This is a genomic window from Gymnodinialimonas sp., from assembly GCF_059726805.1.
The window spans coordinates 1,074,401-1,101,191 of record NZ_AP041059.1; the positions used below are offsets into that span (position 1 = coordinate 1,074,401).

The window sequence follows — 26,791 nt, forward strand, 5'->3', positions numbered from 1 at the left end:
AGACTCATAGGGCTTCAAGCTCGGTCGGGCCCAGTTTACGGACTCGGAACACGAATTTCGAGACGGCAACGACGACCGGATAGATCGCAATCGTCACAATCCCATGAGCCAAGGTAAGCCCGAGTGAATTGAGATCCACCAGCAGCATCCACAAGATCACCCTGTTGAGCAGGACCATGCCCATTATCAGGGCGGCAACCGTGCCCCATTCCACGAGAAACGGCAGCTCGGTCATCGTCAGGCGGCGGCGGCGCAGGCTTTCCGCGGCGATCAGCAGAAGCGCGGTCCAAAGGCCCGGCGGGCGCATGAACAGGAAATCGGCCAGAAGGAAGACGACCAGTAGCAGGCCAAGGGGCACCAGCGCGGGCTGACGGACCATCCAGGCGAAAGTCAGAAGGACCAGTAGATCGGGGCCGGGGATGCCGCCTGCGGCCAGGTTGAGGGGCAGCAGTTTCAGGGTGATCACACCGAGGCAGAGGCCCAGGAAGACCGCGCGATAGGTCCAGATATGGCGGGCGGACAGCGCGCTCATTCGGTTGCCACTGGGGCAGGTGCGCGGGCCGACTCCAGCGGGATCAGCCCGCCGTCCTCATCTAAACGCATGCCCTCAGGGGGCCAGGGAGGGCCGATCAGGTCTGCGGGGCTTTCCAGCGTGGTGCCGGGGTGGCTGCGCATCACCCGCATGAAGCTGAGGCGTTGCAGGTCGGCAGACAGCCGCCCCCGCATCCGCCCGTCCGAGGTGAAAACGACCTGGCCCACCAAGAGATCTGGCGGAAACAGGCCCCCGTCGCCGGAGGTCACGATGCGGTCGCCCGCCGCCACGTCCTGGGCGTCGTCGATGAAATCCAGCAGCGGCGTGCCGGTATTGTCGCCCATCAAAAGCGCCTGCTGCCCCGAGGGCAGGATCGTCACCGGTATGCGGCTGGCCGCATCGGTCAGGAGCAGGACGCGGCTGGTGCGGTCGCCCACGCCCGAGATCCGGCCCACGACGCCAAGCCCGTCCATCGTGGCCCATCCGTCAAGGATCCCGTCGCGCGCACCCACATTCAACAGGACCGAGCGGCGGAAGGGCGACCCGCTGTCGGCCAGCACGATGCCGGTCACAAACGTCAGCTCCGGGTCCAGCTGCACACGGTTCAGGTCCAAGAGGCGCGCGTTTTCCTGCTCCAACTGCAGCGCCGCCTCGCGCCAGGCGCGCATTTGCTGCAATTCTCGCCGAAGCTCCTGATTTTGCTCGAAAAGGCGCGCGTAGCTCTGGAAATCCTCGGCCATGCGGGCGATGCCGCTGACGGGCGCCATCACCCATTCCATATTGGGCACGTAACGGTCGATGACGGCGGCGCGGATACGCTCGACCCGGGGGTTGTCGATCCGCCAGACCAGCACAAGAGACAGCAAAAACAGCACGAGCACCGCCAACAGCAAGCGCCGGACGGGTCTGGAATAGCTGTCGTCGTAGTTGTCCCGTGCCATGTGGCACTCCCTGGGGCCCGTGCCTTCCGGCACAACGTGGGGGTTAGATTAGCTGTCGTAATCTATCGCATGGCGCAGGAGATTCTCATACTCCAATGCTTTGCCGGTGCCGAGCGCCACGCAGTTGAGGCTTTCGTCGGCCACGGAGATGGCGAGCCCGGTCTGTTCACGCAACGCCAGGTCCAGTTCCCCCAGCAGCGCGCCGCCCCCGGTAAGCATGACGCCCCGGTCCACGATGTCTGCCGCCAGATCAGGGGGCGTGGCTTCCAGCGCGCCCATGACGGCCTCGCAGATTTGCTGGACCGGCTCGGCCAGCGCTTCGGCCACCTGTGCCTGGGAAATCTCGGTTTCCTTGGGCACGCCGTTCAAAAGGTCACGGCCCCGGATGCGCATCGACGCGCCGCGCCCGTCATCGGGCATCCGCGCGGTGCCGATGGAGGTTTTGATCCGCTCCGCCGTGGCTTCCCCGATCAGCAGGTTATGCTGGCGGCGCAGATAGCTGATGATCGCGTCGTCCATCCGGTCACCACCCACGCGCACGGAGCGGGCGTAGACGATGTCGGCGAGCGACAGCACGGCCACCTCGGTCGTACCACCGCCGATGTCCACGACCATCGAGCCTGTGGGATCCGTGATCGGCATTCCCGCGCCGATGGCGGCTGCGATGGGCTCCGCGATCAGGCCCGCTTTGCGCGCACCCGCCCCCAGAACCGATTGGCGAATGGCGCGTTTCTCCACCGGCGTCGCACCATGGGGCACACAGACAATAATCTTGGGCTTGGTGAAGGTATGGCGAGAGTGGACCTTGGAGATGAAGTGTTTGATCATCTCTTCGGCGACATCAAAGTCTGCGATCACCCCGTCGCGCATGGGCCGGATGGCCTGAATGGAGCCGGGCGTCCGCCCGAGCATCAGCTTGGCATCTTCCCCGAACGCCAACGCTTTCTTGACGCCGTCCTTGACCTGATAGGCCACCACCGACGGCTCGTTCAGGATGACACCACGGCCCCGCACATAGACCAGCGTGTTCGCCGTCCCGAGGTCAATCGCCATGTCAGACGAGAAAAGGTTGCTAAAAAATCCGACCATGGGCGCGGTCCGTTCCATCGAAAATGTCGGAGCGCCCCCGTTGCGAGAGCGCCCACCAGAGACTCGGGGCATATAGCCCTTGCCCCCCCCGAGCCGCAAGGGGCCGGGCGCAGAGCCTTGGAAGGCTCTGCAAAGGGTTTTCGAAAACCCTTCCAGCGCAAGTCGTCAACTCACGTCCTTATAGCTGACCTCGCGCACGTCGCCGCCGGTCTTCTCGCGGCGCACGATCAGGCGGTTGAGCGCATTGACGTAGGCCTTCACGCTGGCCACGACCGTGTCGGTATCCGCCGACTGGCCCGTGGCAATCCGCCCGTCTTCCTCGACCCGCACCGTCACGGTCGCCTGGGCGTCCATGCCCTCGGTCACGGCGCTCACCTGGTAGAGCTGCAAGGCGGCCTCGTTGGGGTAGATCGCCTTCACGGCATTGAACGCGGCATCCACAGGGCCATCGCCCTGGGCGGTCGCCTGTTGGTCCGCGTCGCCCACGCGCAATGTCAGGTCTGCCGATTGCGGCGCCTCGGTCCCGCAGATCACCCGCAGGAATTTGACCTCCAGGTGCCCTTCGCCATCCGATCCCGCATCCGTCACCAGCGCGATCAGATCGTCATCGAAGACCTCTTTCTTGCGGTCCGCCAGCGCCTTGAACCGCACGAACAGGTCGTTGAGCTGATTGTCGGCCATGTCATAGCCCAGGTCTTTCAGCTTGCTCCGCAACGCCGCGCGGCCCGAGTGCTTGCCCATGACGATGTTCGTCTCGGACAGGCCCACATCTTCGGGCCGCATGATCTCGAACGTATCGGCGGATTTCAGCATGCCGTCCTGGTGTATGCCGGACTCATGGGCAAAGGCGTTCTTGCCCACGATGGCCTTGTTGGGCTGCACGTTGAAGCCCGAGACAGTCGCCACGCGGCGGCTGAGGTGCATGATCTTGGTCGAGTCGATCTGGGTGGTGTAGGGCATGATGTCATTGCGGACCTTCATGGCCATCACGACTTCTTCCAGCGCGGTGTTGCCCGCGCGTTCGCCCAAGCCGTTGATCGTGCACTCGATCTGCCGCGCGCCGCCTGCGACCGCAGCCAAAGAGTTCGCCGTCGCCATGCCCAGATCGTTGTGGCAATGGGTGGCAAAGATGATCTCATCGGCGCCGGGGACCTCGGCGATCAGGCGGCGGATCAGGTCTGCGCTTTCCACAGGCGCCGTGTAGCCGCAGGTGTCGGGGATGTTGATCGTCGTGGCGCCCGCCTTGATCGCGATTTCCACGGTGCGGGCCAGATACTCCCACTCCGTCCTTGTCGCATCCATCGGCGACCATTGGACGTTATCGCAGAGGTTGCGGGCATGGGTGACCGTCTCGTGGATGCGGTCGGCCATTTCGTCCATCGTCAGGTTCGGGATCGCCCGGTGCTGGGGCGAGGTGCCGATGAAGGTGTGGATGCGGGGGGATTTCGCGTGCTTCACGGCCTCCCACGCACGGTCGATGTCCTTGAAGTTGGCCCGCGCCAGCCCGCAGATCGTGGATTTCACGGCGTTCTTCGCGATCTCGCTCACCGCGGCGAAATCGCCTTCGGAAGCGATCGGGAAGCCTGCCTCGATGATATCCACGCCCATTTCATCGAGCAGCCCGGCGATCTCCAGCTTCTCATCATGGCTCATGGTCGCGCCCGGCGATTGCTCGCCATCGCGCAGGGTGGTGTCAAAAATCAATACACGGTTGTCAGAAGTCATATCGGGTGTCCTTAGCGTTGAGGTGTCTCCGGCGCGTTCTCTCCCCTGAGCGGTCGCGCCAAATGGCACGCTCAGAGGCGGCTAAGGAGGAGGAGACCAAGCAGCGCGGACGGCAGGCGTGCCGTCGAACATGCGATATGTGGGTGCGAGGTCATGGGGCATAAATGACCGAAGCGGACCCGTTTGAAAACCCCCAAATTGCGGCCGCACCGTTGACCGCGGCGGGCGCGCATCTACGTCGCCCTCCATGATTGAAGCATTGGTGATAGGCGCGTCCGGCGGGATCGGGCAGGCGATGGTGGCCGAGATGCGAGCGCGCGGCGGCAGTGTCACAGCGCTGTCTCGGTCCGGCGACGGGTTGGACGTGACCGATGCCGATTGCGTGGATCGCATCCTGGGCGGCCTAGACCGCACCTTCCAGACCGTTTTCGTTGCCACGGGTATCCTCGCCCCGCCCGGCGCGGTGCCGGAAAAGCAGCTTTCCGCCATCGACGCCCACACCATGGCCAATGTCTTCGCCGTCAACACCATGGGCACCGCCAATATCCTGCGCCACCTGCCGCGCCTGCTGCCGAAACAGGGCCGTTCAGTGACGGCGATCCTGACGGCGCGGGTCGGTTCCATCGGCGACAACCGGATCGGCGGCTGGCACAGCTACCGCGCCTCCAAGGCGGCGGCCAACATGCTGATCCGGGGCGCGTCGGTGGAACTCAAGCGCACCCACAAGGATGCCCTCGTCACCGCGATGCACCCCGGCACTGTCGCCACACCCTTCACGGCGGATTACGCCGCGACCCATAAGACCGTGCCCGCCTCGGACACTGCAAAAATGCTCTGTGACGTGATGGAGCGGCTGGATCACACCGGCGGATTTGTCGACTATTCAGGCGCGACGATCCCGTGGTGAAGCCTCGTATCGTCCTGATCCTGGGGGACCAGCTGTCGCCTGACATCGCCGCGCTGCGCGAGGCGGATAAAGCCCGTGACATCGTCCTGATGGCCGAGGTTGCGACGGAGGCGAGCTACGTCCCGCACCACCCCAAGAAGATCGCCTTCCTCTTCGCCGCCATGCGCAAATTCGCCGAGACCCTGCGCGCCGACGGATGGAACGTCCACTACACCAGGCTGGATGACGCGGAAAACGCGGGCTCCATCCCCGGCGAACTTCTGCGCCGCTGCGAGGAGGCGTCAGCCGAGGAGGTGCTGGCCACCGAGCCCGGCGAGTTCCGTCTGATCGCGGCGCTCGAAGACATGCCGATCCCCGTCCACCAATTCCCGGACGACCGGTTCCTCTGCTCCCACGCCGAGTTTGCCGACTGGGCCGAGGGCCGCAAAGAGCTGCGGATGGAGTGGTTCTACCGAGAGATGCGCCGCAAGACCGGCCTCTTGATGGACGGCGACAAGCCAGAGGGTGGCAAGTGGAACTACGACCACGACAACCGCAAGCCGCCGCCGGGCGGCGTGGACGCGGCGCCGATGCATTTTACGCCGGACGAGACGACGGAAGAGGTGCTGTCCCTCGTGGCGTCCCGGTTCGACAATAACTTCGGCGACCTGACGCCTTTCTGGTTCGCCACCGACAGCGGCCAAGCGCGCCGCGCGCTGGCCCATTGGGTCAAGACGGCCCTGCCGAATTTCGGCGATTTCCAGGATGCGATGATGAAGGGGGAACGCTTCCTCTATCACTCGATCATCTCCATGTACCTCAATGCCGGTCTTCTGGGCTGGCGCGAGGTTTGTGACGCGGCGGAACAGGCATACAAAAACGGCCACGCCCCGCTGAACGCCGTGGAGGGCTTCATCCGCCAGATCATCGGCTGGCGCGAATACATGCGCGGGATCTATTTCCTGGAGGGGCCGGAATACACGTCGCGCAACACGTTGGACCACACACGCAAGCTCCCGGATTTCTATTGGTCCGGCGACACGGACATGTTGTGCCTGTCCGAGGCCATCACCCAGACGCGGGAAGAGGCCTACGCCCACCACATTCAGCGCCTGATGGTCACGGGCAACTTCGCGCTTCTGGCGGGCATCGACCCGCATGAGGTGCACGAATGGTATCTGGCCGTCTATGCCGATGCCTACGAATGGGTCGAGGCGCCCAACGTCATCGGCATGAGCCAGTTTGCCGATGGCGGGGTGGTTGGCTCCAAGCCCTACGTCTCGGGCGGCAACTACATCAACAAGATGTCGGACTACTGCAAATCCTGCGCCTATTCGGTGAAGGAGAAAACCGGCGAGGGGGCCTGCCCGTTCAACGCGCTCTACTGGCATTTTCTGATGCGTCACGAGGATCGCTTTGCGAAGAACCCCCGCATGGCGCAGATGTACCGGACCTTTGCGCGGATGGATGAAGCCAAGCGCGCCGAAACGCTGGCGAGCGCCGAGGCCTTTCTGGAAAAGTTGGACAGCGGCGCGCGGGTCTAGGGCTCGGTTTCGAAAGACCCTGCAATCTGCTATGGGGGGATGGACTTCCGCATGGCGAAAAGGTCCAGCCCGTGGCGCAGAGTGAAAACAAAACACAGGCCACCGACGCCGATGTGACTGCCTTTCTGGAGGCCGTCGAACACCCGACGCGGCGCGCCGACGGCCTGGCCTTGGACGCGCTGTTCCAACGTGTGAGCGGGTTCAGACCGCGGATGTGGGGCCCGTCGTTGGTGGGTTACGGGCGGTACGACTACACCTATAAATCGGGTCGTCGTGGATCTTTTCTGGCCACGGGGTTCAGTCCGCGCAAGGCCAACCTGTCGATCCATATCATGCCGGGCTACGCGGACTATGGAGAGATGCTGGCGCGTTTGGGGAAGCACAAGAAAGCGGTCTCGTGCCTCTATGTGAACAAACTGGCGGATATTGATTTGGCGGTGCTGGAAGAGATCATCCGCTCTGGTTTGCGCGACCTGGATGTGCTTTGGCCGGTGCATCCGGAATAGGCTTCCTCCGTGACGGCGCCTTTCGTCCACCGGGCTGTCACCGATGCCAGTCCTTTTCGGCCCGGTCATCTAACCCGATACGCTCCCCGCGTCTTTCCCGCTGGCGCACGCTCCTTGCGCGCCCGACCCGACACTCCTAGACGGCCGTCACCGGCACCGCGCCGTCCATCGCCGCGCCGCGCGGGGCCAACCCGCTCATGCCACTTCCCAGGATGCTCCCGGGCAGCACGATCCGAAACCGCGCCCCCGGCATGTCGTCGTCCGCGTCGGCGGGCACGACTTCGAAGGTGCCGCCCCGGCTGTTGACCAGTTTCGCGATGGCGCTGAGCCCGAAGCCATGGACGCCCTTGCGCGCCTCGCCCTTCTTGGTCAGGTCCTGCAAGGTCATGCCGTCGGGCAGGCCGGGGCCATCATCGGCCACTTCGATCATCAGCATGCCGCGCGCGCGATCCTCGGACACCTGAACCGTGATGTGGTGCTCGCAAAACCGGGCCGCATTCGACATCAGGTTGCGTACCCCCATCTGCACCATCACCTCATCGCATTCGACATGGGTCTGGGGCAGATCAATCGCCAGATGCATTTCCGGGTCCACCATCGCGGCGATGTCGCCGCAGAGGCGCCCCAGGTCGATCGCTTTGCGCACCTCTTCCCCGGTCTCCAACGTGCGCGCGCGCTCCAGAGTGGCAGAGATCTGCGCCAGCGCCTCCGCGGCCGTGTTGGACACCAATTGCAACAGGTCCGCCTTACCGTCGCCCATATCCTCAAAATCCTCAAGGATCAGGTCAATCAGACTGGACACGGTGGCCAGGGGCCCGCGCGCATCATGGGCGGCCATCGTCGAGAACAGGCGCAATTCGTCAAACCGTTCCGTCATGTCGGCCAGCGCATTGGCGGCGGCAAATTCACGGTCCTTGGCTTCGGTAAGCGTCGAGGCGACCCCCAAAACGACGTTGCCATCGAAACCCGCGGGCTTCGACAGCGTGGTTTGCCACCAGGTTTCCCGCCCATCCAGCATCAGGCATTCTTCATACGAAAAGGGCGTGTCCGTCCGCAAACACTGGCGATAATTGGCGTCCAGTCGCTCGGCCATGCGGGTCGGAAAGATCTCTGTCGCGATGCGTCCGGGGAAGATCGAGGTCGGCATATCGGCGACGCGCCCGAGGGCTGCATTGGCATGCACATACTCCAGTCGGTCGTCAGGCAGCAGGATCAGCACGAACATCGGCAGGTCGATGCCGTCCGTCCAGCGGATCAACCGCTCCATGGCGCGGTCTGCTTCGGTACTCTGGATCATCGACATACTCGCTACATTGCAATTCAGCCCCACGGGCAGCTTTACGCGCGTAGCATTAACAAGGTGTTGCGATGGGTGATAAATGCGCGGGCGATTAGTCCCACCACTGGTCCACGGCGGCGATGTCGTCATCGGACCAGCCGAAATGATGGGCAAATTCATGCACCAACACATGGGTGACCAACTCGGCGAGGGTCACATTGCCCCGGTCCACCCATTCATCGAGGATCGCGCGCCGAAACAGCCAGATCGTGTCCGGCCGCTCAGGCATGTCCATCACCGATTTCTGGGTCATCGGGATGCCGTCATAAAGGCCGGTCAGCTCGTAAGGGTCCTCCATCCCCAGATCCGCCAACATCTCGGGCTCCGCCACATCCTCCACCCGGATCACGACGTCGCGCGCAGGCCCGGCCCAGGGGTCGCCCAGGGCGTCGCGCGCGGCATAGGCCAGGGCTTCCATCTCGGCCAGATCGGGGGCGGTTTTATCAGCGTGCATGCCCCCGATATGGACAAAAGCGGGCGCACATGAAAGAGGAAGAGCCGCTTCCCCTCGAAAGGCCTCGCCCCATGTCCGCGCCTACAAACGTCGTCACCCGCTTCGCCCCGTCGCCCACTGGTTTTCTGCACGTCGGCAACCTGCGCACGGCGTTGTTCAACTTTCTGATCGCCAAGAAGGCGGGCGGGCAGTTCATTCTGCGGCTCGACGACACGGACCCGGAACGCTCGACCCAGGAATTCGCCGATGCGATCCAGGAGGATATGGAATGGCTGGGTCTGACCTGGGCCCGGATCGAGCGTCAGTCCGACCGGTTTGACCGCTACGCCGCCGCTGCCGATGAGTTGCGCGCCAAGGGGCGGTTCTATGAGGCGTGGGAGACGCCGACCGAACTGGACCTGAAGCGCAAGAAACAGCTGAACATGCACCAACCGCCGGTCTACGACCGGGCGGCTTTGGCCTTGTCCGACGGCGAAAAGGCCAAGTTGCGCGCCGAGCGGGGGCAGGGCGTGTGGCGCTTCAAGCTGGATCATGCGCGGATCGAATGGACCGACGGCATTCTGGGCGATCTGTCGATTGACGCGGCCTCGGTCAGTGACCCGGTGCTGATCCGGGCCGACGGGCAGGTGCTTTATACCATCGCCTCCGTCGTCGATGACACGGATATGGGCGTGACCCATGTGGTGCGCGGGTCGGACCATGTGACCAATACGGCGACCCAGATCCAGATCATGGATGCCCTGGGCAAGGACGCGCCGTCCTTTGCGCACCACTCGCTTCTGACGGGACCGCAGGGCGAGGCGCTGTCCAAACGGCTTGGCACCCTGGCGCTGCGCGACCTGCGCGCGGCGGGGATGGAGCCGATGGCGCTGCTGTCGCATATGGCGCGGATCGGGTCTTCGCAGCCGGTGGAATTGGCGGGATCGGTCGAAGAGCTGGCCGAGGGGTTCGACCTGGGCCACTTCGGCTCTGCGCCAACGAAGTTCGATGTCGAAGACCTGTGGCCGCTGACCGCGAGCGTCTTGCACGCCACCCCCTATGACGCAGTGGCCGAGGAGGTCACGGCTTTGGGGGTCCCTGCGGGCATCGCGCCCGCGTTCTGGGAGGTCGCGCGCGCCAACATTGGCAAGCGCGCGGAGACTGCCGATTGGTGGGCCTTGTTCCGGGACGGGGCCGAGGCGTTGGTGGCCGATGAGGACCGGGACTTCGTGGCGGAAGCCTTCGCGATGCTGCCCGAGTTGCCCTACGACGAGACGACGTGGAGCGCCTGGACCTCTGCCGTGAAAGAGGCCACGGGCCGCAAGGGACGCGGGTTGTTCATGCCGTTGCGCAAGGCTGTGACGGGACGGGAAAAGGGGCCTGAAATGGCTGATGTCATGCGCCTGATGCAGGTGAAGCCGTCGCTCTGATCCCCGCCCGGGTGCGCACCTTCAGGCCTCGGGTGTTTCGCCGCGTCCTCGGCCTTTGGCCTGCGCGCGCACGCGACCAGGCGCCCTCGGCCAGGGCCGATGGCGCGGGTGTGCTTTGACTGCGAGGTGAAGCTGTTCTTCGGGCGGCGTGATCGGCGCGGGGTTTGCGGATTGCGCCTGCGGGCGGGATCGTGACAGTGTCTTGGGATGGCAAACTCGCAAGCGGTCTTCCTCGAAGGGTCCCTCTTCAAGCATATTTCGGTGATGTCGCTGACCTCGTCTGTCGGGCTGATGGCGGTGTTCCTGGTCGATTTTGTCGACATGATCTTCATCTCGATGCTCGGCAAAGAGGAGCTTGCGGCGGCCATCGGATATGCGGGCGCCATCCTGTTCTTCACCTCGTCTTTCGGGATCGGCATGGCGATTGCCGGCGGTGCCCTCGTGGCCCGCGCGTTGGGGGCGGGGGATGAGGCGCTGGCCCGTCGTCGTGCGGGCACGACGCTGTTTTACGGCATCCTCTTCGGCAGCATTTTCGCCGCTGTCGTCTGGTTCAATCTGCCTGCACTGGTGGCGCTGCTTGGCGCCAGTGACGCCACCCAGGACCTTGCGGTAAGCTACCTGCGGATCATCATCCCCTCTCTGCCGCTGCTTCTTGTGGGCATGGTCGGCGGCGCGATCCTGCGCGCCCATGGCGACGCGCGGCGCGCGATGATGGCGACTATCATCGGCGGGCTGGTCAATGCCGTGCTCGACCCGATCCTGATCTTCGGCCTGAACCTGGAGCTGACGGGTGCCGCCATCGCTTCGGTCTGTGCGCGGATGGCGATTGCGGCGGTCGCCCTGATCCCGATCTTCCGCCACCACGGCGGCCTGGCGCGGCCCGCCCTGCCGGATCTTCGGTTGGACCTGTCGCCCATCGTGGCGTTGGCCGCCCCCGCGATCCTCACCCAATTGGCGACCCCTGTGGGGCAAGCCTTCGTCACCCGCTCCATGGCTCAATACGGGGAAGAGGCCGTGGCGGGCATGGCGATCATCGGGCGTCTGACGCCCGTGGCTTTCGGGGTGCTCTTTGCGCTGTCGGGCGCCGTTGGCCCCATCGTCGGGCAGAACTTCGGGGCGGGCAAACAGGACCGGGTGAAACGCACGTATTATGAGGCGATGCTGTTTACCGGCCTTGTCGTCGTGATCGTCAGCGCGGTGCTGTTCTTCCTGCGCGAGCCCATCGCGGCGCTGTTCACCGCCACGGGGGATGCCCGCGCATTGGTTTTCCTGTTCTGCGGGCCGCTGGCGCTGGCGTTCTTTTTCAACGGTATGATCTTTGTGTCCAACGCCAGCTTCAACAACATCGGCTATCCCTACACCTCGACCTGGGTGAACTGGGGCCGCCATACGATTGGCACCATCGTGCCGGTCCTGATCTTCTCGGCTTGGTTGGGGGCAGAAGGCGTGCTGATCGGGCAGGCCGCAGGCGGTGTGGTCTTCGGCGTGCTGTCGTTCGTGCTGGTGCGCCGGATCATGGCAACCGCGGCAGCGGCACCGGCGGATGAGCCCTTCGCCCGCCACGCAAGGCTTATGGCCCTGTTCCACCGGCACAGATAAAAACTCGGAACCAAATGCGCCCTGGCTAGTTGTCTTTGCAACGCAACCACTCAGGGAGACCCCCAATGGAATATGGCATCTTCGGCCTGCTCGTTCTGATCGCGAACATCTACGCGATCTTCAAAACCTGGACCTCTGCCGCCTCGACGCTGGCGAAAGTGATCTGGACTGTCGTGATCCTCGTCTTGCCGATCCTGGGCTTCATCGCCTGGTTGGTCGCAGGCCCCAAGGGCGGCAACACGATCAACGTGTGACGCCCGCGCCCCTCGACACCAAAGGCCACCCCTCGGGGTGGCCTTTTTCGTTTAGTGGATGGCTTCATGGAGCGCCGGATCAGGCGTAGACCGTGCCCCAGCGCTCGATCAGAGCCTGTTGCATGCGCTTTGCAGCGCGGTTGTAGGTGCGCGTGCCGGTGGGGCGTTCTCGCTGATCCTCGGGGATCGCTTCGCGCCGGTCCAGATCGGCGCTGAAGATGGTGAAGGCCAGATCGCGCCCGGTCGGCGTGCGGGCAAAACCTGCGAGGGTCGAGACGAAATTCAACGTGCCGGTTTTGGCGACTACCTCGATGGGGTGGCCCTCGATCACATTGCCGTCGCGGTCGCGCATCGGGATGTCTTTCATCAGGTCGCGCAGCGCGCTGCCCGGCCCGGCGGCGACGAGGGCATGGGTCATGTCCTGCGGCCGGATGCGGCTGCCGACGCCAAGGCCGGAATGATCGACGAAGGTGGCGTTGCGCGCGCCCAGGGTCTCGGCCATCCACGCGGTCATCGCGGCCCCTGATTCGGGCAGGCTCGTGGCCCGCTCACCGGCGGCCTGGGTGGCCATGAGGCCCACGACTTCCGCCGTTAGGTTAGTCGACCAACGCATCATCCCGCGCAGGATTTCGTCCAGCGGATCGGAGACATTTTCGGCCAGAACCAGCGCCGTGTCCGGCGCGCTCAGCGCGTAGCTTGGCGAGGCCAGGCGCACGCCATGTTCGCCCATCAATGTCTGGAAGACCTCGGCCATGTAAGCGGCGGGGCGACGCACCGGAAGCCAGCGCGATCCGGCTTCGCCCAGGGCGCCGCGCGCGACGGTCCAGGCGTCGTGGCTGTCGGCATCAGAATAGGTGTAAACCGGTGTCGTCCGCTCGGCCACGCGCATCCGCGCGACCTGCACCGCAGGGCGCAAGGAGGCAGAGCGCGCGTCCATGGAAATCGTGTAATCCTCGCCCACCCGTTCCCATTCAAAATGGACGCGGTTGAAGTTGAGGTTCAGCGCAGAGATTGCCGGATTGTACCCCACATGGGGTAGCTGGCTGGGATCAATCTGCCAGATCTCGGGGAGGGCGCCTGTGGCCACCATGAACCGGCCTGTCACTTCGCGCAGGCCCATGTTGACCAGATCATCGGCCATTGCGGCCAGGGCGTCGGTGTCGAAAATCGGGTCGCCCGAGCCCACCAGCCAGAGGTCCCCATCAAGCCGTCCGTCGGCCAGAACCCCGTCCGAGACAAGCCGGGTGCGGAACCGGTAATTTGGCCCCAGACGGTCCAGCGCATAGGCGCAGCTGACCGCCTTGGCGACCGAGGCGGGGGGCAGGGGGTAGAGGGGGTTCACGACCTCCAACATCTCTCCGGTGACGGCGTCTGCGACGGCAAAGCCGATGCGCCCGCCCAGGCCTGCATCCCGGATAATCTCGGCGGCCTCGGGGATGGTGCGCAGCAGGAATCCCGTTGGCCGCAACAGCGGGCGCAACGACCGCTCTGGCGCCGCAGCCCACGCCCCGGGGGCGGTGCTTGCAAGAAGCCCGCTCAGGAAGATCCGTCTGGAAATCATGTCGTCATTTCACTTGGCAGCTGCGCACAGATTACCTTGAGGCAGGGGGGACGCTCAACCCCCCGTGGCGACACGATTTTGTGCAAGAGGGGGCAGGGTTTCCCTGCTTGACGAAGCAGGGTAGGCGGGACGGCGATGGACAAGAACACGCTTCGCGCATTGCCCCTGATGCTATTGGCCATGGCCCTGATCCCGGCGGGGGACACGGCAGGAAAACTGCTTACTTCCGGTCTGGATACGGGCGGACAGGGCGTCTCGCCCCTCTTTGTCGCGTGGAGCCGCTTTGCCCTCGGCGCGCTGATGATCGCGCCTTTCGTGTTTCGAATCGTCTCACCGCGCCTCTTCGCCGATTGGCGCATCTGGCTGCGTGCGCTGTTGCTGGTCGGCGGCATCACGTCGATCCTGACAGCACTCGCATCCGAGCCCATCGCCAACGTCTTCGCGGCCTTTTTTGTCGGGCCCATACTCTCTTGGCTCCTGTCTGTATGGCTCCTGCGCGAGCCGTTTTCGGCCCTGCGCTTCGGCCTGATCTGCCTCGGGTTCGTTGGGGTGATCCTTGTCGTCAAACCGGGCTTTGGCATGACCATGGGCATGGGATTTGCGGTGCTGGCGGGGCTTTTTTATGGCTGTTACCTGGTGATGAGCCGGTGGATCGCCAACGTGGCAAGGCCGCGGGCGATGTTGCTCTCGCAACTGGTCATCGGCGCGCTTGTCTTGGCACCTTTCGGGATCGCGGCGATGCCGCCGCTCAGCGCGCCCGTGGCCTCACTGGCCTCGGTGTCGGCTGCCTGTTCGATGTTGGGCAACCTGCTTTTGATCATTGCCTACCGCCGGGCGCATGCCAGCCGCATGGCTTCTTTCGTCTACACGCAATTGATCTGGGCCACGCTATTTGGCGCGCTGATCTTCGGCGCGTTTCCCGACGGCGTGGCACTTGCCGGTATTGCCTTGGTCCTGGTGTCTGGATTTGCGTCGCTTTGCGTTCGGGCACGCTAATGGACGCCTGACTAACCCCACTCGCCCCTGGCCCGGATCTCTGAACTCGACACATCCAGCATCGGCACGTTCAGGAAACACCACGCCGGTGCCTCGGCCCGCCCTAGTAGACGCGCGGCGCTTGCGGGCATCTTGGCGTTGCGAAACCTCTGCGCGGCCACCGAGGTGCGGGCCGAGATCCTCTGGCCCGGGCGCGCCAGAACACCCACGGGCACGTTCTCCATGATCCATTCCCAGCGCTGCCAATGGTGAAACTGCGCCAGGTTGTCGGCACCCATCAGCCAGACAAACCGCACGCCGGGGTAAAGCCTCTGTAGCCGCTCGATCGTCTGCGCGGTGTAGCGCGTGCCCAGATGCGCCTCGATATCGGTGACGTCGACCCGCGCGTGGCGGACCAATGCGCGCGCGGCCATCATCCGCCGCTCCAACGCCGCGGGGCCGCGCGTTTTCAGGGGGTTACCGGGGGACACCAACCACCAAACGCGGTCCAGCCCGAACCGTTTCAACGCTTCCCGGCTCACATGCACGTGGCCCCTGTGCGGTGGATCAAACGACCCCCCGAACAGGCCAATGGTTTGGCCCGGCAGTGCAAATGGCAGCCTGTGACGCAACGCCGTTCCTCCCTTGTTCGGGGCTTTGATGGGCGCGAGGGGGCGGTCTGTCAATCATACATCCCGCGCCTTGAACGCCCGCGCCAGCCCTGCGGATCGCGCCAAATTTAGCGAAATCCGCGCCATAAAACCCTGCGGGACAGCGCGCGCGTTAACCCGGCCTTGGCAGAGGGCAACTAGCCTTGCCGAGAGATAACAGGGCGGATGTGATGATGAGTATGACGGGGTCATTCCCCTCGGTTTTGGCATGGCTCGACCCGGCGGCTCTGACGGGCGTGCGCACGTTCCTGTTGATGGAGATCGCCCTGGCGATCTTGCTGATGCTGCTGATGGTCGTGCTGTGGGCCAAGACGCGCGCGTCCAAATCCGCGCTGGAAGCTTTGTCGGTTGCCCAAAAGAACCTTGAAGACGTCTCCGCCCAGGAAGCGATCCTGCGCGCGGTCGCCCAAAACGCCAACGATGGTTTGGTCTATCAGGACATGGAGGCACGGATCCTATGGGCCAACCCGGCCTATTGCCGGATCATGGGGCGTTCTTTGGAAGAAGTGCTGGGACGGCGCCCACAGGAGTTCTGCTTCCCGCCCGACATGAAGCCCCATGAGGATGACATTGCGAACTTCCGTTTCGATCCAGATAGTTATGAGTTCTACAACCTCGTGCGCCGTCCCAACATGCGCAAGAATGGAGAGCTGTTCTGGCACGAGTTCAACCTCTCCACTGTCGAACCCCGCAAGGGCGAGAAACGGGTGATCCTGGTGTCGCGCGACGTCACCAACCAGGTCAAACGGGAGGAAGAGTTGGAGCGTGCCCGCGCCGATCTGCACCACGCCGCCCACCACGATGCCCTGACGGGTCTTCACAATCGGACCGCTTTTCTGGCGGCCTGCGACGCCGTCTTGCGCCGACCCAACCCCGCAGACCGGGCTATCGGTCTGCTCTACATCGACCTTGATCACTTCAAGGCTGTAAACGACACCCATGGGCACTCGGCGGGGGATTGCATCCTGGTCCATGTGGCCGCCGCGATCCGCGCCTGTGCGCGGCAATCGGACCTGTCGTGCCGGATGGGGGGCGATGAATTCGTCGTGGCCTGCCCTGGCATCACGGATTTCGACCGGTTGCAACACATCGCCGACGGGCTGATAGAACGCATCTGCACCCCGCTCGATTGGGGCGATACGACCGTGGAATGCGGCGCCTCCATCGGTATCGCGTTAAGCGATGGGCAGGAAACCACGGCGGCTGACCTGATCCGCTCTGCCGACTTCGCCCTTTACGAGGCGAAAAGGCCAGGCTCGCCCCGCGTGGCCCGCTACGACGCAACGCTGCACAGTCGTCAGGAAGCTGAAAACGCCCTGATGGAAGAGTTTGTCGAAACCCTCGACACGGATGGGATCAATTTCGTCTATCAGCCCATCCTGGATGGTCGCTCGGGCAAGATTTACGCGTTCGAGACGCTGGCGCGATGGAACCGAACTTGTGGAGAGGTTGTCTCTCCCGATGTTTTCCTGCGCTACGCCTCGCGCCTCAACCGCATGGCCGACATCGACTTTGCCGCGATCCGCGCGACCACGTCGCTGGTCTCTGAGCTGCGCGGGCAGGATTTCACCATCCGCGGCGCGTTCAACACCTCATCCGAGGCGCTGGCGCATCCGGAGTTCATGCGCCGCCTGGATTATGAGGCGCATCTGGCCGGGCTCGACACGAAATCCCTCGTGGCAGAAGTGTTGGAGACGACGTTCTTTGGCGCCGATACCACCGACAGCGTCGCCGCCGCCCGCATTCAGGAACTGCGCGAAAAGGGTTTCGCCGTCTACCTCGATGACTTCGGCGTCGGCTATGCGGGCCTGTCGCACCTCAGCCAGTTGGAAGTCAGCGGCGTGAAACTGGACCGCTCGCTGATCGCAAATGTCACCCACGATCGTTCCGCGCGGATCATCACCACCTCGATCCTGCGCCTGTGCGACGAACTCGGGGTCAGCACCTTGGCAGAAGGTGTCGAAACGGCCGAACAGGCGGACTTCCTGCTGGACCATGGCTGCTTCCGCCTGCAGGGCTTCGGCGTCGCCCGCCCCATGGCGCGGGAGGCCCTGATCTCGATGATTGCCGAAGGCGCGCCCATCGTCATCCCGCCCGAGACCCAGGTTCGCGCGCTCAGCGCCTGACCCGGGCCCAACCCTTCGATTGCCGATCCCGCCGCGCCCCTCTAAAGAAGGGCGCAACAGCGATCTTTCAGACGGAGTGGACCCATGGCCGCCTATCAATACGTGTACCACATGGACGGTGTGTCCAAGACCTACCCCGGTGGCAAGAAGTGCTTCGAAAACATCCGCCTCAGCTTCCTGCCCGGCGTGAAAATCGGCGTCGTCGGCGTGAACGGCGCCGGTAAATCGACGCTGATGAAGATCATGGCGGGCCTCGACAAGGATTTCACCGGCGAGGCCTGGGCGGCTGAGGGGGCAAAGGTCGGCTACCTCCCGCAGGAGCCGCAGTTGGACGAAAGCCTGTCGGTGCGTGAAAACGTCATGCTCGGCGTGGCCGAGAAGAAGGGCAAGTTGGATCGTTTCAACGAGCTGGCGATGAACTATTCGGATGAGACCGCCGATGAGATGGCCGCGTTGCAGGACGAGATCGACGCCAACAACCTTTGGGACCTCGACAGCCAGATCGACGTCGCGATGGAAGCGCTCCGCTGCCCCCCCGATGACGCGCCGGTGGCGACCCTCTCGGGCGGCGAACGCCGCCGCGTGGCACTGTGCAAACTACTTCTCGAAGCGCCTGAAATGCTGCTCCTCGACGAGCCCACCAACCACCTGGATGCCGAGACCATCGCCTGGCTTCAGCAGCACTTGATCGACTACAAAGGCACCATCCTGATCGTCACCCACGACCGTTATTTCCTTGACGATATCACCTCCTGGATCCTGGAACTCGACCGCGGCCGCGGCATCCCCTACGAGGGCAATTACTCCGCCTGGCTGGAGCAGAAGGCCAAACGGCTGGAGCAGGAAGCCCGCGAAGACAAGACCCGCCAGAAGACGCTGGAACGGGAATTGGAGTGGATCCGCCAGGGCGCCAAAGCCCGTCAGGCCAAGCAAAAGGCCCGGATCAACGCCTATGAGGACCTCGCCGGGAAATCCGAGCGTGAGAAGCTGTCGCGTGCGACCATCATCATCCCCAATGGCGAACGCCTCGGCCAGAAGGTGATCGAGATTGAGAACCTCAAAAAGGGCTACGGCGACAAGCTGCTGATCGAAGACCTCTCCTTCGCACTGCCCCCCGGCGGCATCGTCGGCGTCATCGGCCCCAACGGCGCGGGCAAATCCACCTTCTTCCGCATGCTCACGGGCCAGGAACAGCCCGACGAGGGCACGCTCGAATACGGCGACACAGTGCAGCTGGCCTACGTCGACCAATCCCGCGACGCGCTGGAAGGCGACACGACGGTGTGGGAAGAGATTTCCGGCGGCGCCGAGATCATCGAACTGGGCGACGCGAGCATGAACTCCCGCGCCTACTGCTCGGCGTTCAACTTCAAGGGGGGCGACCAGCAAAAGAAGGTCGGCCAGCTCTCGGGCGGCGAACGCAACCGCGTCCATATGGCGAAGCTGTTGAAGTCGGGCGGCAATGTTCTTCTCTTGGACGAACCGACCAACGACCTCGACGTCGAAACCCTCCGCGCCCTGGAAGACGCGCTCACGGATTTTGCTGGCTGCGCCGTGGTGATCAGCCACGACCGCTTCTTCCTCGACCGCATCTGCACGCACATCCTGGCGTTCGAAGGCGAGGCCCATGTGGAATGGTTCGAAGGCGACTTCTCGGCCTATGAGGAGGACAAGAAGCGCAGGTTAGGGCCAGACGCGTTGGAGCCCAAGCGGTTGAAGCACAAGAAGTTTGTGCGGTGAAGCCAGTCGCGCGACAACGCTTTTCTGAAGGGGCGCGCGCACTTAAATTGGCGTCAAATGTCGATGGCTATGCTTGTCCCATATGCTTGATGGTCTTTGAGGAGGCGGCGTTGGCAAGCGGTTATCTTACGATTGACCACGTTCCTCCCAGAGCTTCGGGCGGCAGATTAGAAGTTCTTACCTGCAAAGTATGCAACAACTTTGCTGGGACTGCTTATGAAGCTGATCAGAATGAAGCGCGCAAGGCCGAGAATTTTCTCCGCACCTTCGGCGCGGGTGGCGAAACGGAACGGCGATCTGTTTCGCTAGTAAGCGAATGTGGAAAACTCAACGCGACGCTGCACAAATCCGCTGAAGGGGTAATCCATTTGGCCCCTTCATCTGGCCACAACCCGCACGGTCCCGACCAGATCGTAGAGTGGATTGACGAATCTTGCATGGCAGGAAAGCAAATCTCTATCGACATCCCGCTGAACTACCGTAAAGCGCGTGTGAAGCAAGCGGAGCTGAAAACCGTGTTTCTTCTTTTCTTTGCAAAGTTTGGATACACCTTTGTCGCGCATCCGTACTTCGATCACATCCGAAGTGTTCTACGGATGAAAGCGTCCGAAGAGACAGAGGTTCCTATTGCCTACTTGAATGCATCAGATGAACAGGTGCCTGATATCCTAGGCTATCTGGACAAATGTTGGGCTTTAGCGCCGGTGAACGGGCGAACGTGTATGATGCCATTGAGCAAAGACGCTTGGCGAAAAGCGGAGAATGTTGGCGCTGTAGAATTCGATGAAACATTCAGTTCATATTCCATGCCTAGGAGGATTGAGGCGTTGATGGATCATCATGCAAAGTCGCCGATGTTGAGCTATCGGCGAATCGACTCACGCCCGACTTCCCCTTGATTTCCACCCCCATCTGCGCCATATGCACCCTGCGACCGTTACCGCACCTCGTCCGCTGTCTCCTCTACCAAGGCCTCAGTCTCGATCTGCTACCCAACTGACGCCATACCGCCGCAGGCACGCGGGCGGGAATACATGACTTAGGAGACACACGATGGCCAATGGCACCGTGAAATGGTTCAACTCTACTAAAGGCTTCGGCTTTATCGCACCCGAGACGGGCGGCAAGGACGTGTTTGTGCACATCTCTGCTGTTGAGCGTTCTGGTCTGACCGGCCTCGCCGACAACCAGAAGGTGACCTACGACCTCGAAGCTGGCCGTGATGGCCGCGAGAGTGCCGTGAACCTGAAGGCAGTCTAAGAGACGCTTCAGCGATCTGCTGACAAGACGATGGCGCGCCCGGTTACGGACGCGCCTTTTTTTGTGGCCCGGTGAGAGGTCATGATTCTTGGGATGCCGGGTGGTATGTGATTGGACCCCCCGTGATCTTCCGAGGGCGATAGGAGGGCGGTTTGAGCTCCCCTGATCCGCACGTTTTGCACCCATCGGCCAAGTGCCGCCTATCTCAACACCCCCGGGGCGAATTTCCGCCAAGGCGCTGAAAAAGGGCGGGAAAGCCGGAAAGCTATCGGATATCAGCGCGGCGATTTTGTGTGACAGGGGGTGAAATGGCCACGTTGGGCTTACCCCGTCCCACGAAGCCCCAAAGGATAGACCATGACCCGCCCCGCCCAAACTCGCCGTCAACCCTCGCCCATTCCCGGCAAGCCCGCGCCCGCTCCATTTCGGTTCACTGATTGGGCGTCGATCTAAGCTGTCAAGACCGGGGACCATCCGCTGACGCGGGCCCCGGGAAGCAGTAGGGTCGAGGCATCACAGGAGAAAACAGATGCCCCCGCGCCAAGCCAAACACACCCAACGCAAGCCCCGCCCGCAGCCGTTTCGGTTTACCGATTGGGCCGCAATATAACGGGTTCGGCCCCTAAAGGTGCCGATCCGTGATCTTTCCCCGCGACCCCAACGTGGCCCCGGTCCATCTAGGGCGGGACCCCAACGCCTCGGGGTCAGAAACGGATGGAGATCACTAATGCCACGGCGGAAATCATCGCCATCCACAGTGTCGCGATCATCGCGATGCGGCCGAAGACCAGCCACTCGCGCACGTCTTCATCATCGGTCAACGCCTCGATTCTCGTGCCTTTGGCCATGGATTGAACCCGGTCGCGCATTTTGTCTTCAAAGCTTGCCATATCACCTCTCCACAAACGTCGTCCCTGAGGACATTAGCGTATCGGGCCGGGCATTCCACCGCTTTGCGCCTTATTTCGCGTTGCCAGCGGCGCATTCTCCACTAACCTCAGGGTCAATCGTCCTGAAAGGAGCTTTCTCCCCATGCGTTCAATCGTGACCAAACTGGCCTCTGTTTTCACCGCAACATGGGTGAGCCTGGCCTCCGCGGCGCAGGCGCAGGATGCGCGGGAAATGGAATTCGTGCAGGGGCTGATGGAGTCCATGAACCAGCTTTCGGTGCGTTTCAACCGCGAGGTTTGCGGGTTTGTCCTGCAGGATGCGGAGGGAAATTACTCCTCCACGAAGGCGTCCTGGGGCGGCGAGGCGAGCTGTGCGTCGATGCCGTTGGAGCCCGGTCAAAGAGCGGTCTCGTCCTGGCACACCCATGCGGCCTGGGGGCTGGGGTATGACGGCGAAGTGCCGTCCATTCAGGACGTGGAGGGCGACATGCGGTTCGGCGTGAATGGCTGGGTCGGCACGCCCGGCGGGCGGCTGTGGTTCGTGGATGGGACGACCGGCACGATGACCCAGGCCTGCGGGCGCGGGTGCTTGCCGGAGGACCCCAATTTCTTCCCGGAAGAACATGGGCCGGTGGCCGAGACCTATACGCTGGACGGGCTCTACACCCGCTTTGGGCGGTCGCGTTAGACCGCCTGCTCAAGCTTGAGCAAGGGCCTAAGCACCTGAAAACGCAACATAAAGCATTTTCATTAATGTTTCATTAACCACAAACAAGCCCCAAAACCCGGCCCCGCGGCCTCACTCTGCCGCTTCCATGTAATCATCCAGCGGCGGGCAGGTGCAGATCAGGTTTCTGTCGCCCGCCACATTGTCCACGCGGTTGACGGGCGGCCAGTATTTGTCGACCCGGAAGGCCCCCGGCGGGAAACACCCCTGTTCGCGCGTGTAGGCGCGGTCCCAATCGCGGACGAGGTCCTCCATCGTATGGGGGGCGTGGTGCAACGGGCTGTCGACAGCCGCGATCTGGCCACCTTCGACCTCCGCGATCTCGGCGCGGATCGCCTGCATGGCGGTGATGAAACGGTCCAACTCGGCCTTTGTCTCGGACTCCGTGGGCTCCACCATCAAGGTGCCGGCCACGGGCCAGCTCATGGTGGGGGCGTGGAAGCCGTGGTCCATCAGACGCTTGGCGATGTCATCCACGGTGATCCCGGCCTCTGCAAAGGGGCGGGTGTCTAGGATGCATTCGTGGGCCACGCGGCCCGTGCGGCCCTTGAAAAGCACGCCGTAGTCGCCCTCCAGCCGCTGCGCGATGTAGTTCGCGCCCAATATCGCCACCTTCGTGGCCTGGGTCAGGCCGGAGCCGCCCATCAGATGCACATAGGCGTAGGAAATCGGCAGGATCGAGGCCGAGCCGTAAGGCGCCGCCGAGACGGGGCCTTGGGTGCCGCCCGTTTCCGGGTGGCCGGGCAGATGCGGGGCCAAATGCGCGCGCACGCCAATCGGGCCCATGCCGGGGCCGCCGCCGCCGTGGGGGATGCAGAAGGTCTTGTGCAGGTTCAGGTGGCTGACGTCTGCGCCCAACTCGCCGGGTTTCGACAGGCCGACCATGGCGTTGAGGTTGGCGCCATCCAGATAGACCTGACCGCCGAACTCATGGGTGATTGCGCAGACCTCGCGCACCGATTCCTCGAACACGCCGTGGGTGGAGGGGTAGGTGATCATGCAGGCGGCCAGCTTGTCGCCGGCGGCCTCCGCCTTGGCGCGGAAATCGATCAGGTCGATATCTCCGTCCTCCTGGGATTTGACCACGACAACCTGCATGCCCGCCATCTGGGCAGAGGCCGGGTTGGTGCCATGGGCCGAGACGGGGATCAGGCAGATGTTGCGATCCTGCTCGTTCGCGCGGTGGTAGGCGGCGATGGTCAGAAGCCCCGCATATTCGCCCTGCGCGCCAGAGTTGGGCTGCATCGACATGGCGTCATAGCCGGTAATCTCGCACAGCTTGGCGGAGAGATCCTCCAACATCTCGGCATAGCCCTCGGCCTGATCGGCGGGGGCGAAGGGGTGCAGGTTGCCGAACTCGGGCCAGGTGACGGGCATCATCTCCACCGCCGCGTTCAGCTTCATGGTGCAGGACCCCAGCGGGATCATCGCGCGGTCGAGCGCCAGGTCGCGGTCCGAGAGGCGGCGCATGTAGCGCATCATCTCGGATTCGGCGCGGTTCATGTGGAAGATCGGGTGGGTGAGGTAATCCGACGTGCGCAGCAGATCCTCGGGGATCGCGGGGGTCCTGGGGACGGGCGCGACGAGCACGCCGAAGGCGCGGCAGACGGCTTCGATATGCGCCTCGGTCGTGACCTCATCGACGGCGATGCCGATGCGATCCGCGCCCACGTCGCGCAGATTGATGCCGCGCGCCACGGCGGCGGCCATGATGCGGGATTGCTTGTCGCCGACGTGGACGGTGAGGGTGTCGAAGAAGGTGTCGTTTTCAGGCGGGTAGCCGCCCGCGCTGAGGGAGGCGGCCAGGCGCACGGCGCGCAGGTGCACGCGTTCCGCGATGGCGCGCAGGCCCTGGGGGCCATGGAACACCGCGTAGAAGCTGGCCATGACGGCCAGCAGCGCCTGGGCGGTGCAGACGTTGGAGGTGGCCTTCTCACGCCGGATATGCTGCTCGCGCGTTTGCAGGGACAGCCGGTACGCGTTGTGGCCGTGGCTGTCGACGGAGACGCCGATGATGCGGCCCGGAAGCGCGCGCTTCAGCGCGTCGCGGCAGGCCATGAAAGCGGCATGGGGCCCGCCGTAGCCAAGGGGCACGCCAAAGCGTTGGGCCGAGCCGATGGCGATGTCCGCGCCCATGGCGCCGGGCTCCTTGATGAGGGTCAGGGCGAGTAGATCCGTGGCGACGACGGCGATGGCTTTGGCGTCGTGGAGCGCTTCGATCTGCGCGGTGGGGTCGTTCAGGCCCCCGAAGGTGCCGGGGTATTGGAAGATCGCGCCAAAGACGGTGTCGGCTTTGAGGGTGTCGGGCGCGCCGGTCAGGATCTCGATCCCCAGGGGCGCGGCGCGGGTCTGCATCACGGCGATCGTCTGGGGGTGACAGTTCTCATCGACGAAAAACGCGCGGGTCTTCGATTTGGAAGACCGCTGCGCCATGACCATCGCCTCGGCCGCCGCGGTGGCTTCATCGAGCAGGGAGGCATTGGCAACGGGTAGGCCGGTCAGGTCTGCGACCATGGTCTGGAAGTTCAGCAAAGCCTCGAGCCGGCCCTGGGCGATCTCGGGCTGATAGGGCGTGTAGGCGGTGTACCAGGCGGGGTTTTCCAACACGTTGCGCTGGATCGCGGGCGGCGTGTGGGTGCCGTGGTAGCCCTGGCCGATCATCGAGACCATCGGTTTGTTCTTGGCCGCGATGGCGCGCATGTGCTCCAGCAGCTCTGCCTCGGATAACGCAGGCCACTCCAGCGCGCCCGTTTGCCGGATCGACGCGGGAACCGTGTCGTCAATCAACGCATCAAGGCTGGACGCGCCGATGAATTCCAACATCTCGGCCATCTCTGCGGGCGAGGGGCCGATGTGGCGGCGGTTTGCGAAATCGGTGGGGTCGTAATCGGTGGTCGTCCAGGGCATGGGGGGCTCCATCGGCAGACCCGCGCGGGCCTTGCTCTTTCATCTTGCCAGAAAAACTCCCCCCGGAGGGCCGGTCTGCCGGGGGGGCGAAGGTTTGGGGTCCGGGGGCTATTCCTCCACCAGATCCTTGTACTCATCCTCGGACATGTACTCGTCCAACGCGTCCGCGCTTTCGACCTTGATCTTGAAGAACCAGGCCGCGCCCATGGCGTCTTCGTTGACCAGCGCGGGCTTGTCGGCGAGCGCGTCGTTGACCTCCACGATCTCACCATCGAGCGGCGCGATGATGTCGGAGGCAGCTTTGACGGATTCGATCACCACGATCTCATCCCCCTTGGAGACCTGGGTCTCCACCTCGGGCAGTTCGACGTAGACGACGTCGCCAAGCTGGGTGGCGGCGTGTTCGGTGATGCCAACGGTGATGATGTCGCCATCGGCGTCGAGCCATTCGTGGTCTTCGGTGAATTTCATCGGGGTCTCCGTCTTTTTTTCAATATCGGGGTTAGCGTTTGTAGCCGGGGGGCGTGAAGGGCAGTTTGACCTGGGTGACGGGCAGGCGCTTGCCGCGCACCTCGCCGTAGAGCGGCACGTCTTTGGGGGTGTCTGCCGCCACGAGGGCAAGGGCCATGGGGCCGCCCAGGGTGGGGCCAAAACCGCCGGAGGTGATGGTGCCGATGGGGTTTTCGGCCTCGGGGGAGGCGAAGATCTCAACGCCTGCGCGCATCGGCGCGCGGCCTTCGGGCAGAAGACCGACACGGCGGCGCGGGGCATTGCCGCCCAGTTGCGGCAGGATCACATCGGCGCCGGGAAAGCCGCCCGCGCGCGGCCCGCCGGGGCGGCGGACCTTGCCGATGGCCCAGGCCTGGCCGGCCTCCACGGGGCTGATGGTGGCGGACATCTCCTGGCCATAAAGCGGCAGCCCGGCCTCCAGCCGCAGGCTGTCGCGGGCGCCGAGGCCGATGGGCGCGACCCTGTCGTCGGCCAGAAGGGCGCGCGCGAAGGCCTCGGACCGCGCGTCCGGGATCGAGATCTCGAACCCGTCTTCGCCGGTGTAGCCGGAGCGGCTGATCCACAGCTCGACCCCGTCCCAGTCCAGCCGGGTGCTATCCATGAAACGCATCTCAGCCGCGCCGGGGACCAGGGCGGCCAGGGCGGCCTCGGCCTTTGGTCCTTGCAGGGCCAGCAACGCGCGGTCCTGAATGACTTCAACACCGCCCAGACGCGCGCGCAGATGGGCGATGTCGGCGTCTTTGCACCCGGCGTTGACCACGAGGAACAAGCCATCCGGCACGCGGGCGATCATCAGATCGTCGAGCACGCCGCCGTTCTCATTGGTGAAAAATCCGTAGCGCTGGCGGCCCTCGGCCAGGCCAAGCACATCCACCGGCACCAGCGCTTCCAGATCCGCGTCGGCGGGCAGCATGACCTGGCCCATGTGGCTGACGTCAAAAAGCCCCGCGCTTTCGCGGGTCCAGAGATGTTCCCCCATCACGCCGCGTGCATATTGCACGGGCATCGCGTAGCCCGCGAAACCCACGAACTTACCGCCCAATTCGGCGTGCAGATCGGCCAGTGCCAGTGTCTTGAGATCACCCTCAGCCATCATCGTCCCCTTGCACGGGACAAATGGCCCGGCATCACCCACACGCAGCTCAA

General features: G+C 63.8%; 24 protein-coding genes. 12 read left to right on the forward strand and 12 right to left on the reverse strand.

Going from position 1 to position 26,791, the window contains the following annotated elements:
- Nucleotides 1–4: 4 nt before the first annotated feature.
- The 4 genes from AC6I9R_RS05300 to AC6I9R_RS05315 form a co-directional block, all read right to left on the reverse strand.
- Nucleotides 5–532, reverse strand: coding sequence for a rod shape-determining protein MreD (locus AC6I9R_RS05300; protein WP_461427782.1), 528 nt, complete (start codon nt 530–532; stop codon nt 5–7).
- The gene (gene mreC / locus AC6I9R_RS05305; protein ID WP_461427783.1) at nt 529–1,473 is read right to left on the reverse strand and encodes a rod shape-determining protein MreC; all 945 of its coding nucleotides are present in this window, start codon (nt 1,471–1,473) and stop codon (nt 529–531) included. The genes AC6I9R_RS05300 and mreC overlap by 4 nt, the downstream gene beginning before the upstream one ends.
- Before the next feature lie 48 nt (nt 1,474–1,521).
- Nucleotides 1,522–2,562: a rod shape-determining protein gene (locus AC6I9R_RS05310; protein WP_068359039.1), complete on the reverse strand. Its 1,041-nt coding sequence runs from the start codon at nt 2,560–2,562 to the stop codon at nt 1,522–1,524.
- A 165-nt stretch (nt 2,563–2,727) separates the two neighbouring features.
- Complete coding sequence (locus AC6I9R_RS05315) at nt 2,728–4,287, reverse strand: 2-isopropylmalate synthase (RefSeq protein WP_461427784.1); 1,560 nt, start codon at nt 4,285–4,287, stop codon at nt 2,728–2,730.
- Nucleotides 4,288–4,534: 247 nt separating this feature from the next.
- Between AC6I9R_RS05315 and AC6I9R_RS05320 the strand changes: the two genes are divergently transcribed.
- From AC6I9R_RS05320 to AC6I9R_RS05330, 3 genes are all read left to right on the forward strand, one after another.
- On the forward strand, nt 4,535–5,194 hold the full coding sequence (locus AC6I9R_RS05320) for an SDR family NAD(P)-dependent oxidoreductase (protein WP_461427785.1): 660 nt from the start codon (nt 4,535–4,537) through the stop codon (nt 5,192–5,194).
- Nucleotides 5,191–6,717 carry a cryptochrome/photolyase family protein gene (locus AC6I9R_RS05325; RefSeq protein WP_461427826.1) on the forward strand — a complete coding sequence of 509 codons (1,527 nt, stop codon included), beginning with the start codon at nt 5,191–5,193 and terminating at the stop codon, nt 6,715–6,717. Before AC6I9R_RS05320 ends, AC6I9R_RS05325 begins: the two co-directional genes overlap by 4 nt.
- 71 nt (nt 6,718–6,788) lie before the next feature.
- Nucleotides 6,789–7,223 carry a DUF1801 domain-containing protein gene (locus tag AC6I9R_RS05330; protein WP_461427786.1) on the forward strand — a complete coding sequence of 145 codons (435 nt, stop codon included), beginning with the start codon at nt 6,789–6,791 and terminating at the stop codon, nt 7,221–7,223.
- 136 nt (nt 7,224–7,359) lie between these two features.
- Here the strand turns inward: AC6I9R_RS05330 and AC6I9R_RS05335 are convergent, their stop codons facing one another.
- Nucleotides 7,360–8,520, reverse strand: a complete 1,161-nt coding sequence (locus AC6I9R_RS05335; RefSeq protein WP_461427787.1) for a sensor histidine kinase — start codon at nt 8,518–8,520, stop codon at nt 7,360–7,362.
- A gap of 94 nt (nt 8,521–8,614) precedes the next feature.
- A complete protein-coding gene (locus AC6I9R_RS05340) occupies nt 8,615–9,016 on the reverse strand; it encodes a metallopeptidase family protein (RefSeq protein WP_461427788.1) in 402 nt (133 codons plus the stop codon).
- Nucleotides 9,017–9,087: 71 nt separating this feature from the next.
- Here AC6I9R_RS05340 and gltX point away from each other — a divergent pair, with 71 nt between their 5' ends.
- From gltX to AC6I9R_RS05355, 3 genes are all read left to right on the forward strand, one after another.
- Complete coding sequence (gltX, locus tag AC6I9R_RS05345) at nt 9,088–10,425, forward strand: glutamate--tRNA ligase (RefSeq protein WP_461427789.1); 1,338 nt, start codon at nt 9,088–9,090, stop codon at nt 10,423–10,425.
- A gap of 207 nt (nt 10,426–10,632) precedes the next feature.
- Complete coding sequence (locus AC6I9R_RS05350) at nt 10,633–12,024, forward strand: MATE family efflux transporter (protein WP_461427790.1); 1,392 nt, start codon at nt 10,633–10,635, stop codon at nt 12,022–12,024.
- Nucleotides 12,025–12,089: 65 nt separating this feature from the next.
- Nucleotides 12,090–12,278, forward strand: coding sequence for a PLD nuclease N-terminal domain-containing protein (locus tag AC6I9R_RS05355; RefSeq protein ID WP_461427791.1), 189 nt, complete (start codon nt 12,090–12,092; stop codon nt 12,276–12,278).
- 79 nt (nt 12,279–12,357) lie between these two features.
- Here the strand turns inward: AC6I9R_RS05355 and dacB are convergent, their stop codons facing one another.
- On the reverse strand, nt 12,358–13,839 hold the full coding sequence (dacB, locus tag AC6I9R_RS05360; protein WP_461427792.1) for a D-alanyl-D-alanine carboxypeptidase/D-alanyl-D-alanine endopeptidase: 1,482 nt from the start codon (nt 13,837–13,839) through the stop codon (nt 12,358–12,360).
- 135 nt (nt 13,840–13,974) lie between these two features.
- On the opposite strand from dacB, the gene AC6I9R_RS05365 reads away from it, so the two are divergent.
- The gene (locus AC6I9R_RS05365) at nt 13,975–14,835 is read left to right on the forward strand and encodes a DMT family transporter (protein ID WP_461427793.1); all 861 of its coding nucleotides are present in this window, start codon (nt 13,975–13,977) and stop codon (nt 14,833–14,835) included.
- An 11-nt stretch (nt 14,836–14,846) separates the two neighbouring features.
- On the opposite strand, the gene AC6I9R_RS05370 is transcribed toward AC6I9R_RS05365, so the two are convergent.
- Complete coding sequence (locus tag AC6I9R_RS05370) at nt 14,847–15,446, reverse strand: nicotinate-nucleotide adenylyltransferase (RefSeq protein WP_461427827.1); 600 nt, start codon at nt 15,444–15,446, stop codon at nt 14,847–14,849.
- Between the two features lie 218 nt (nt 15,447–15,664).
- Here AC6I9R_RS05370 and AC6I9R_RS05375 point away from each other — a divergent pair, with 218 nt between their 5' ends.
- From AC6I9R_RS05375 to AC6I9R_RS05390, 4 genes are all read left to right on the forward strand, one after another.
- Nucleotides 15,665–17,611 carry a putative bifunctional diguanylate cyclase/phosphodiesterase gene (locus AC6I9R_RS05375; RefSeq protein ID WP_461427794.1) on the forward strand — a complete coding sequence of 649 codons (1,947 nt, stop codon included), beginning with the start codon at nt 15,665–15,667 and terminating at the stop codon, nt 17,609–17,611.
- A gap of 84 nt (nt 17,612–17,695) precedes the next feature.
- A complete protein-coding gene (ettA, locus tag AC6I9R_RS05380; protein ID WP_461427795.1) occupies nt 17,696–19,351 on the forward strand; it encodes an energy-dependent translational throttle protein EttA in 1,656 nt (551 codons plus the stop codon).
- Entirely contained in the window at nt 19,348–20,250 is a 903-nt protein-coding gene (locus tag AC6I9R_RS05385) for an HNH endonuclease (protein WP_461427796.1), read from the forward strand. Before ettA ends, AC6I9R_RS05385 begins: the two co-directional genes overlap by 4 nt.
- Before the next feature lie 154 nt (nt 20,251–20,404).
- The gene (locus AC6I9R_RS05390; RefSeq protein ID WP_011456742.1) at nt 20,405–20,611 is read left to right on the forward strand and encodes a cold-shock protein; all 207 of its coding nucleotides are present in this window, start codon (nt 20,405–20,407) and stop codon (nt 20,609–20,611) included.
- A gap of 704 nt (nt 20,612–21,315) precedes the next feature.
- Here the strand turns inward: AC6I9R_RS05390 and AC6I9R_RS05395 are convergent.
- On the reverse strand, nt 21,316–21,501 hold the full coding sequence (locus AC6I9R_RS05395; protein WP_461427797.1) for a hypothetical protein: 186 nt from the start codon (nt 21,499–21,501) through the stop codon (nt 21,316–21,318).
- Nucleotides 21,502–21,643: 142 nt separating this feature from the next.
- Between AC6I9R_RS05395 and AC6I9R_RS05400 the strand changes: the two genes are divergently transcribed.
- A complete protein-coding gene (locus tag AC6I9R_RS05400) occupies nt 21,644–22,189 on the forward strand; it encodes a DUF4329 domain-containing protein (RefSeq protein ID WP_461427798.1) in 546 nt (181 codons plus the stop codon).
- 111 nt (nt 22,190–22,300) lie between these two features.
- On the opposite strand, the gene gcvP is transcribed toward AC6I9R_RS05400, so the two are convergent.
- From gcvP to gcvT, 3 genes are all read right to left on the reverse strand, one after another.
- The gene (gcvP, locus tag AC6I9R_RS05405) at nt 22,301–25,135 is read right to left on the reverse strand and encodes an aminomethyl-transferring glycine dehydrogenase (RefSeq protein ID WP_461427799.1); all 2,835 of its coding nucleotides are present in this window, start codon (nt 25,133–25,135) and stop codon (nt 22,301–22,303) included.
- 108 nt (nt 25,136–25,243) lie between these two features.
- Nucleotides 25,244–25,606 carry a glycine cleavage system protein GcvH gene (gene gcvH / locus AC6I9R_RS05410; RefSeq protein ID WP_461427800.1) on the reverse strand — a complete coding sequence of 121 codons (363 nt, stop codon included), beginning with the start codon at nt 25,604–25,606 and terminating at the stop codon, nt 25,244–25,246.
- A gap of 31 nt (nt 25,607–25,637) precedes the next feature.
- A complete protein-coding gene (gcvT, locus tag AC6I9R_RS05415; protein ID WP_461427801.1) occupies nt 25,638–26,738 on the reverse strand; it encodes a glycine cleavage system aminomethyltransferase GcvT in 1,101 nt (366 codons plus the stop codon).
- Nucleotides 26,739–26,791 lie beyond the last annotated feature (53 nt).

Excerpts from the sequence above, each read along its gene's own strand:
- AC6I9R_RS05310 (WP_068359039.1), bottom strand. The coding sequence starts at position 2,562 with ATGGTCGGATTTTTTAGCAACCTTTTCTCGTCTGACATGGCGATTGAC.
- AC6I9R_RS05365 (WP_461427793.1), top strand. The coding sequence starts at position 13,975 with ATGGACAAGAACACGCTTCGCGCATTGCCCCTGATGCTATTGGCCATG.
- AC6I9R_RS05390 (WP_011456742.1), top strand. The coding sequence starts at position 20,405 with ATGGCCAATGGCACCGTGAAATGGTTCAACTCTACTAAAGGCTTCGGC.
- gcvT (WP_461427801.1), bottom strand. The coding sequence starts at position 26,738 with ATGGCTGAGGGTGATCTCAAGACACTGGCACTGGCCGATCTGCACGCC.
- gcvH (WP_461427800.1), bottom strand. The coding sequence starts at position 25,606 with ATGAAATTCACCGAAGACCACGAATGGCTCGACGCCGATGGCGACATC.
- gcvP (WP_461427799.1), bottom strand. The coding sequence starts at position 25,135 with ATGCCCTGGACGACCACCGATTACGACCCCACCGATTTCGCAAACCGC.
- mreC (WP_461427783.1), bottom strand. The coding sequence starts at position 1,473 with ATGGCACGGGACAACTACGACGACAGCTATTCCAGACCCGTCCGGCGC.
- AC6I9R_RS05335 (WP_461427787.1), bottom strand. The coding sequence starts at position 8,520 with ATGATCCAGAGTACCGAAGCAGACCGCGCCATGGAGCGGTTGATCCGC.
- AC6I9R_RS05340 (WP_461427788.1), bottom strand. The coding sequence starts at position 9,016 with ATGCACGCTGATAAAACCGCCCCCGATCTGGCCGAGATGGAAGCCCTG.
- ettA (WP_461427795.1), top strand. The coding sequence starts at position 17,696 with ATGGCCGCCTATCAATACGTGTACCACATGGACGGTGTGTCCAAGACC.
- AC6I9R_RS05375 (WP_461427794.1), top strand. The coding sequence starts at position 15,665 with ATGACGGGGTCATTCCCCTCGGTTTTGGCATGGCTCGACCCGGCGGCT.
- AC6I9R_RS05395 (WP_461427797.1), bottom strand. The coding sequence starts at position 21,501 with ATGGCAAGCTTTGAAGACAAAATGCGCGACCGGGTTCAATCCATGGCC.
- gltX (WP_461427789.1), top strand. The coding sequence starts at position 9,088 with ATGTCCGCGCCTACAAACGTCGTCACCCGCTTCGCCCCGTCGCCCACT.
- AC6I9R_RS05315 (WP_461427784.1), bottom strand. The coding sequence starts at position 4,287 with ATGACTTCTGACAACCGTGTATTGATTTTTGACACCACCCTGCGCGAT.
- AC6I9R_RS05355 (WP_461427791.1), top strand. The coding sequence starts at position 12,090 with ATGGAATATGGCATCTTCGGCCTGCTCGTTCTGATCGCGAACATCTAC.
- AC6I9R_RS05320 (WP_461427785.1), top strand. The coding sequence starts at position 4,535 with ATGATTGAAGCATTGGTGATAGGCGCGTCCGGCGGGATCGGGCAGGCG.
- dacB (WP_461427792.1), bottom strand. The coding sequence starts at position 13,839 with ATGATTTCCAGACGGATCTTCCTGAGCGGGCTTCTTGCAAGCACCGCC.
- AC6I9R_RS05400 (WP_461427798.1), top strand. The coding sequence starts at position 21,644 with ATGCGTTCAATCGTGACCAAACTGGCCTCTGTTTTCACCGCAACATGG.
- AC6I9R_RS05350 (WP_461427790.1), top strand. The coding sequence starts at position 10,633 with ATGGCAAACTCGCAAGCGGTCTTCCTCGAAGGGTCCCTCTTCAAGCAT.
- AC6I9R_RS05300 (WP_461427782.1), bottom strand. The coding sequence starts at position 532 with ATGAGCGCGCTGTCCGCCCGCCATATCTGGACCTATCGCGCGGTCTTC.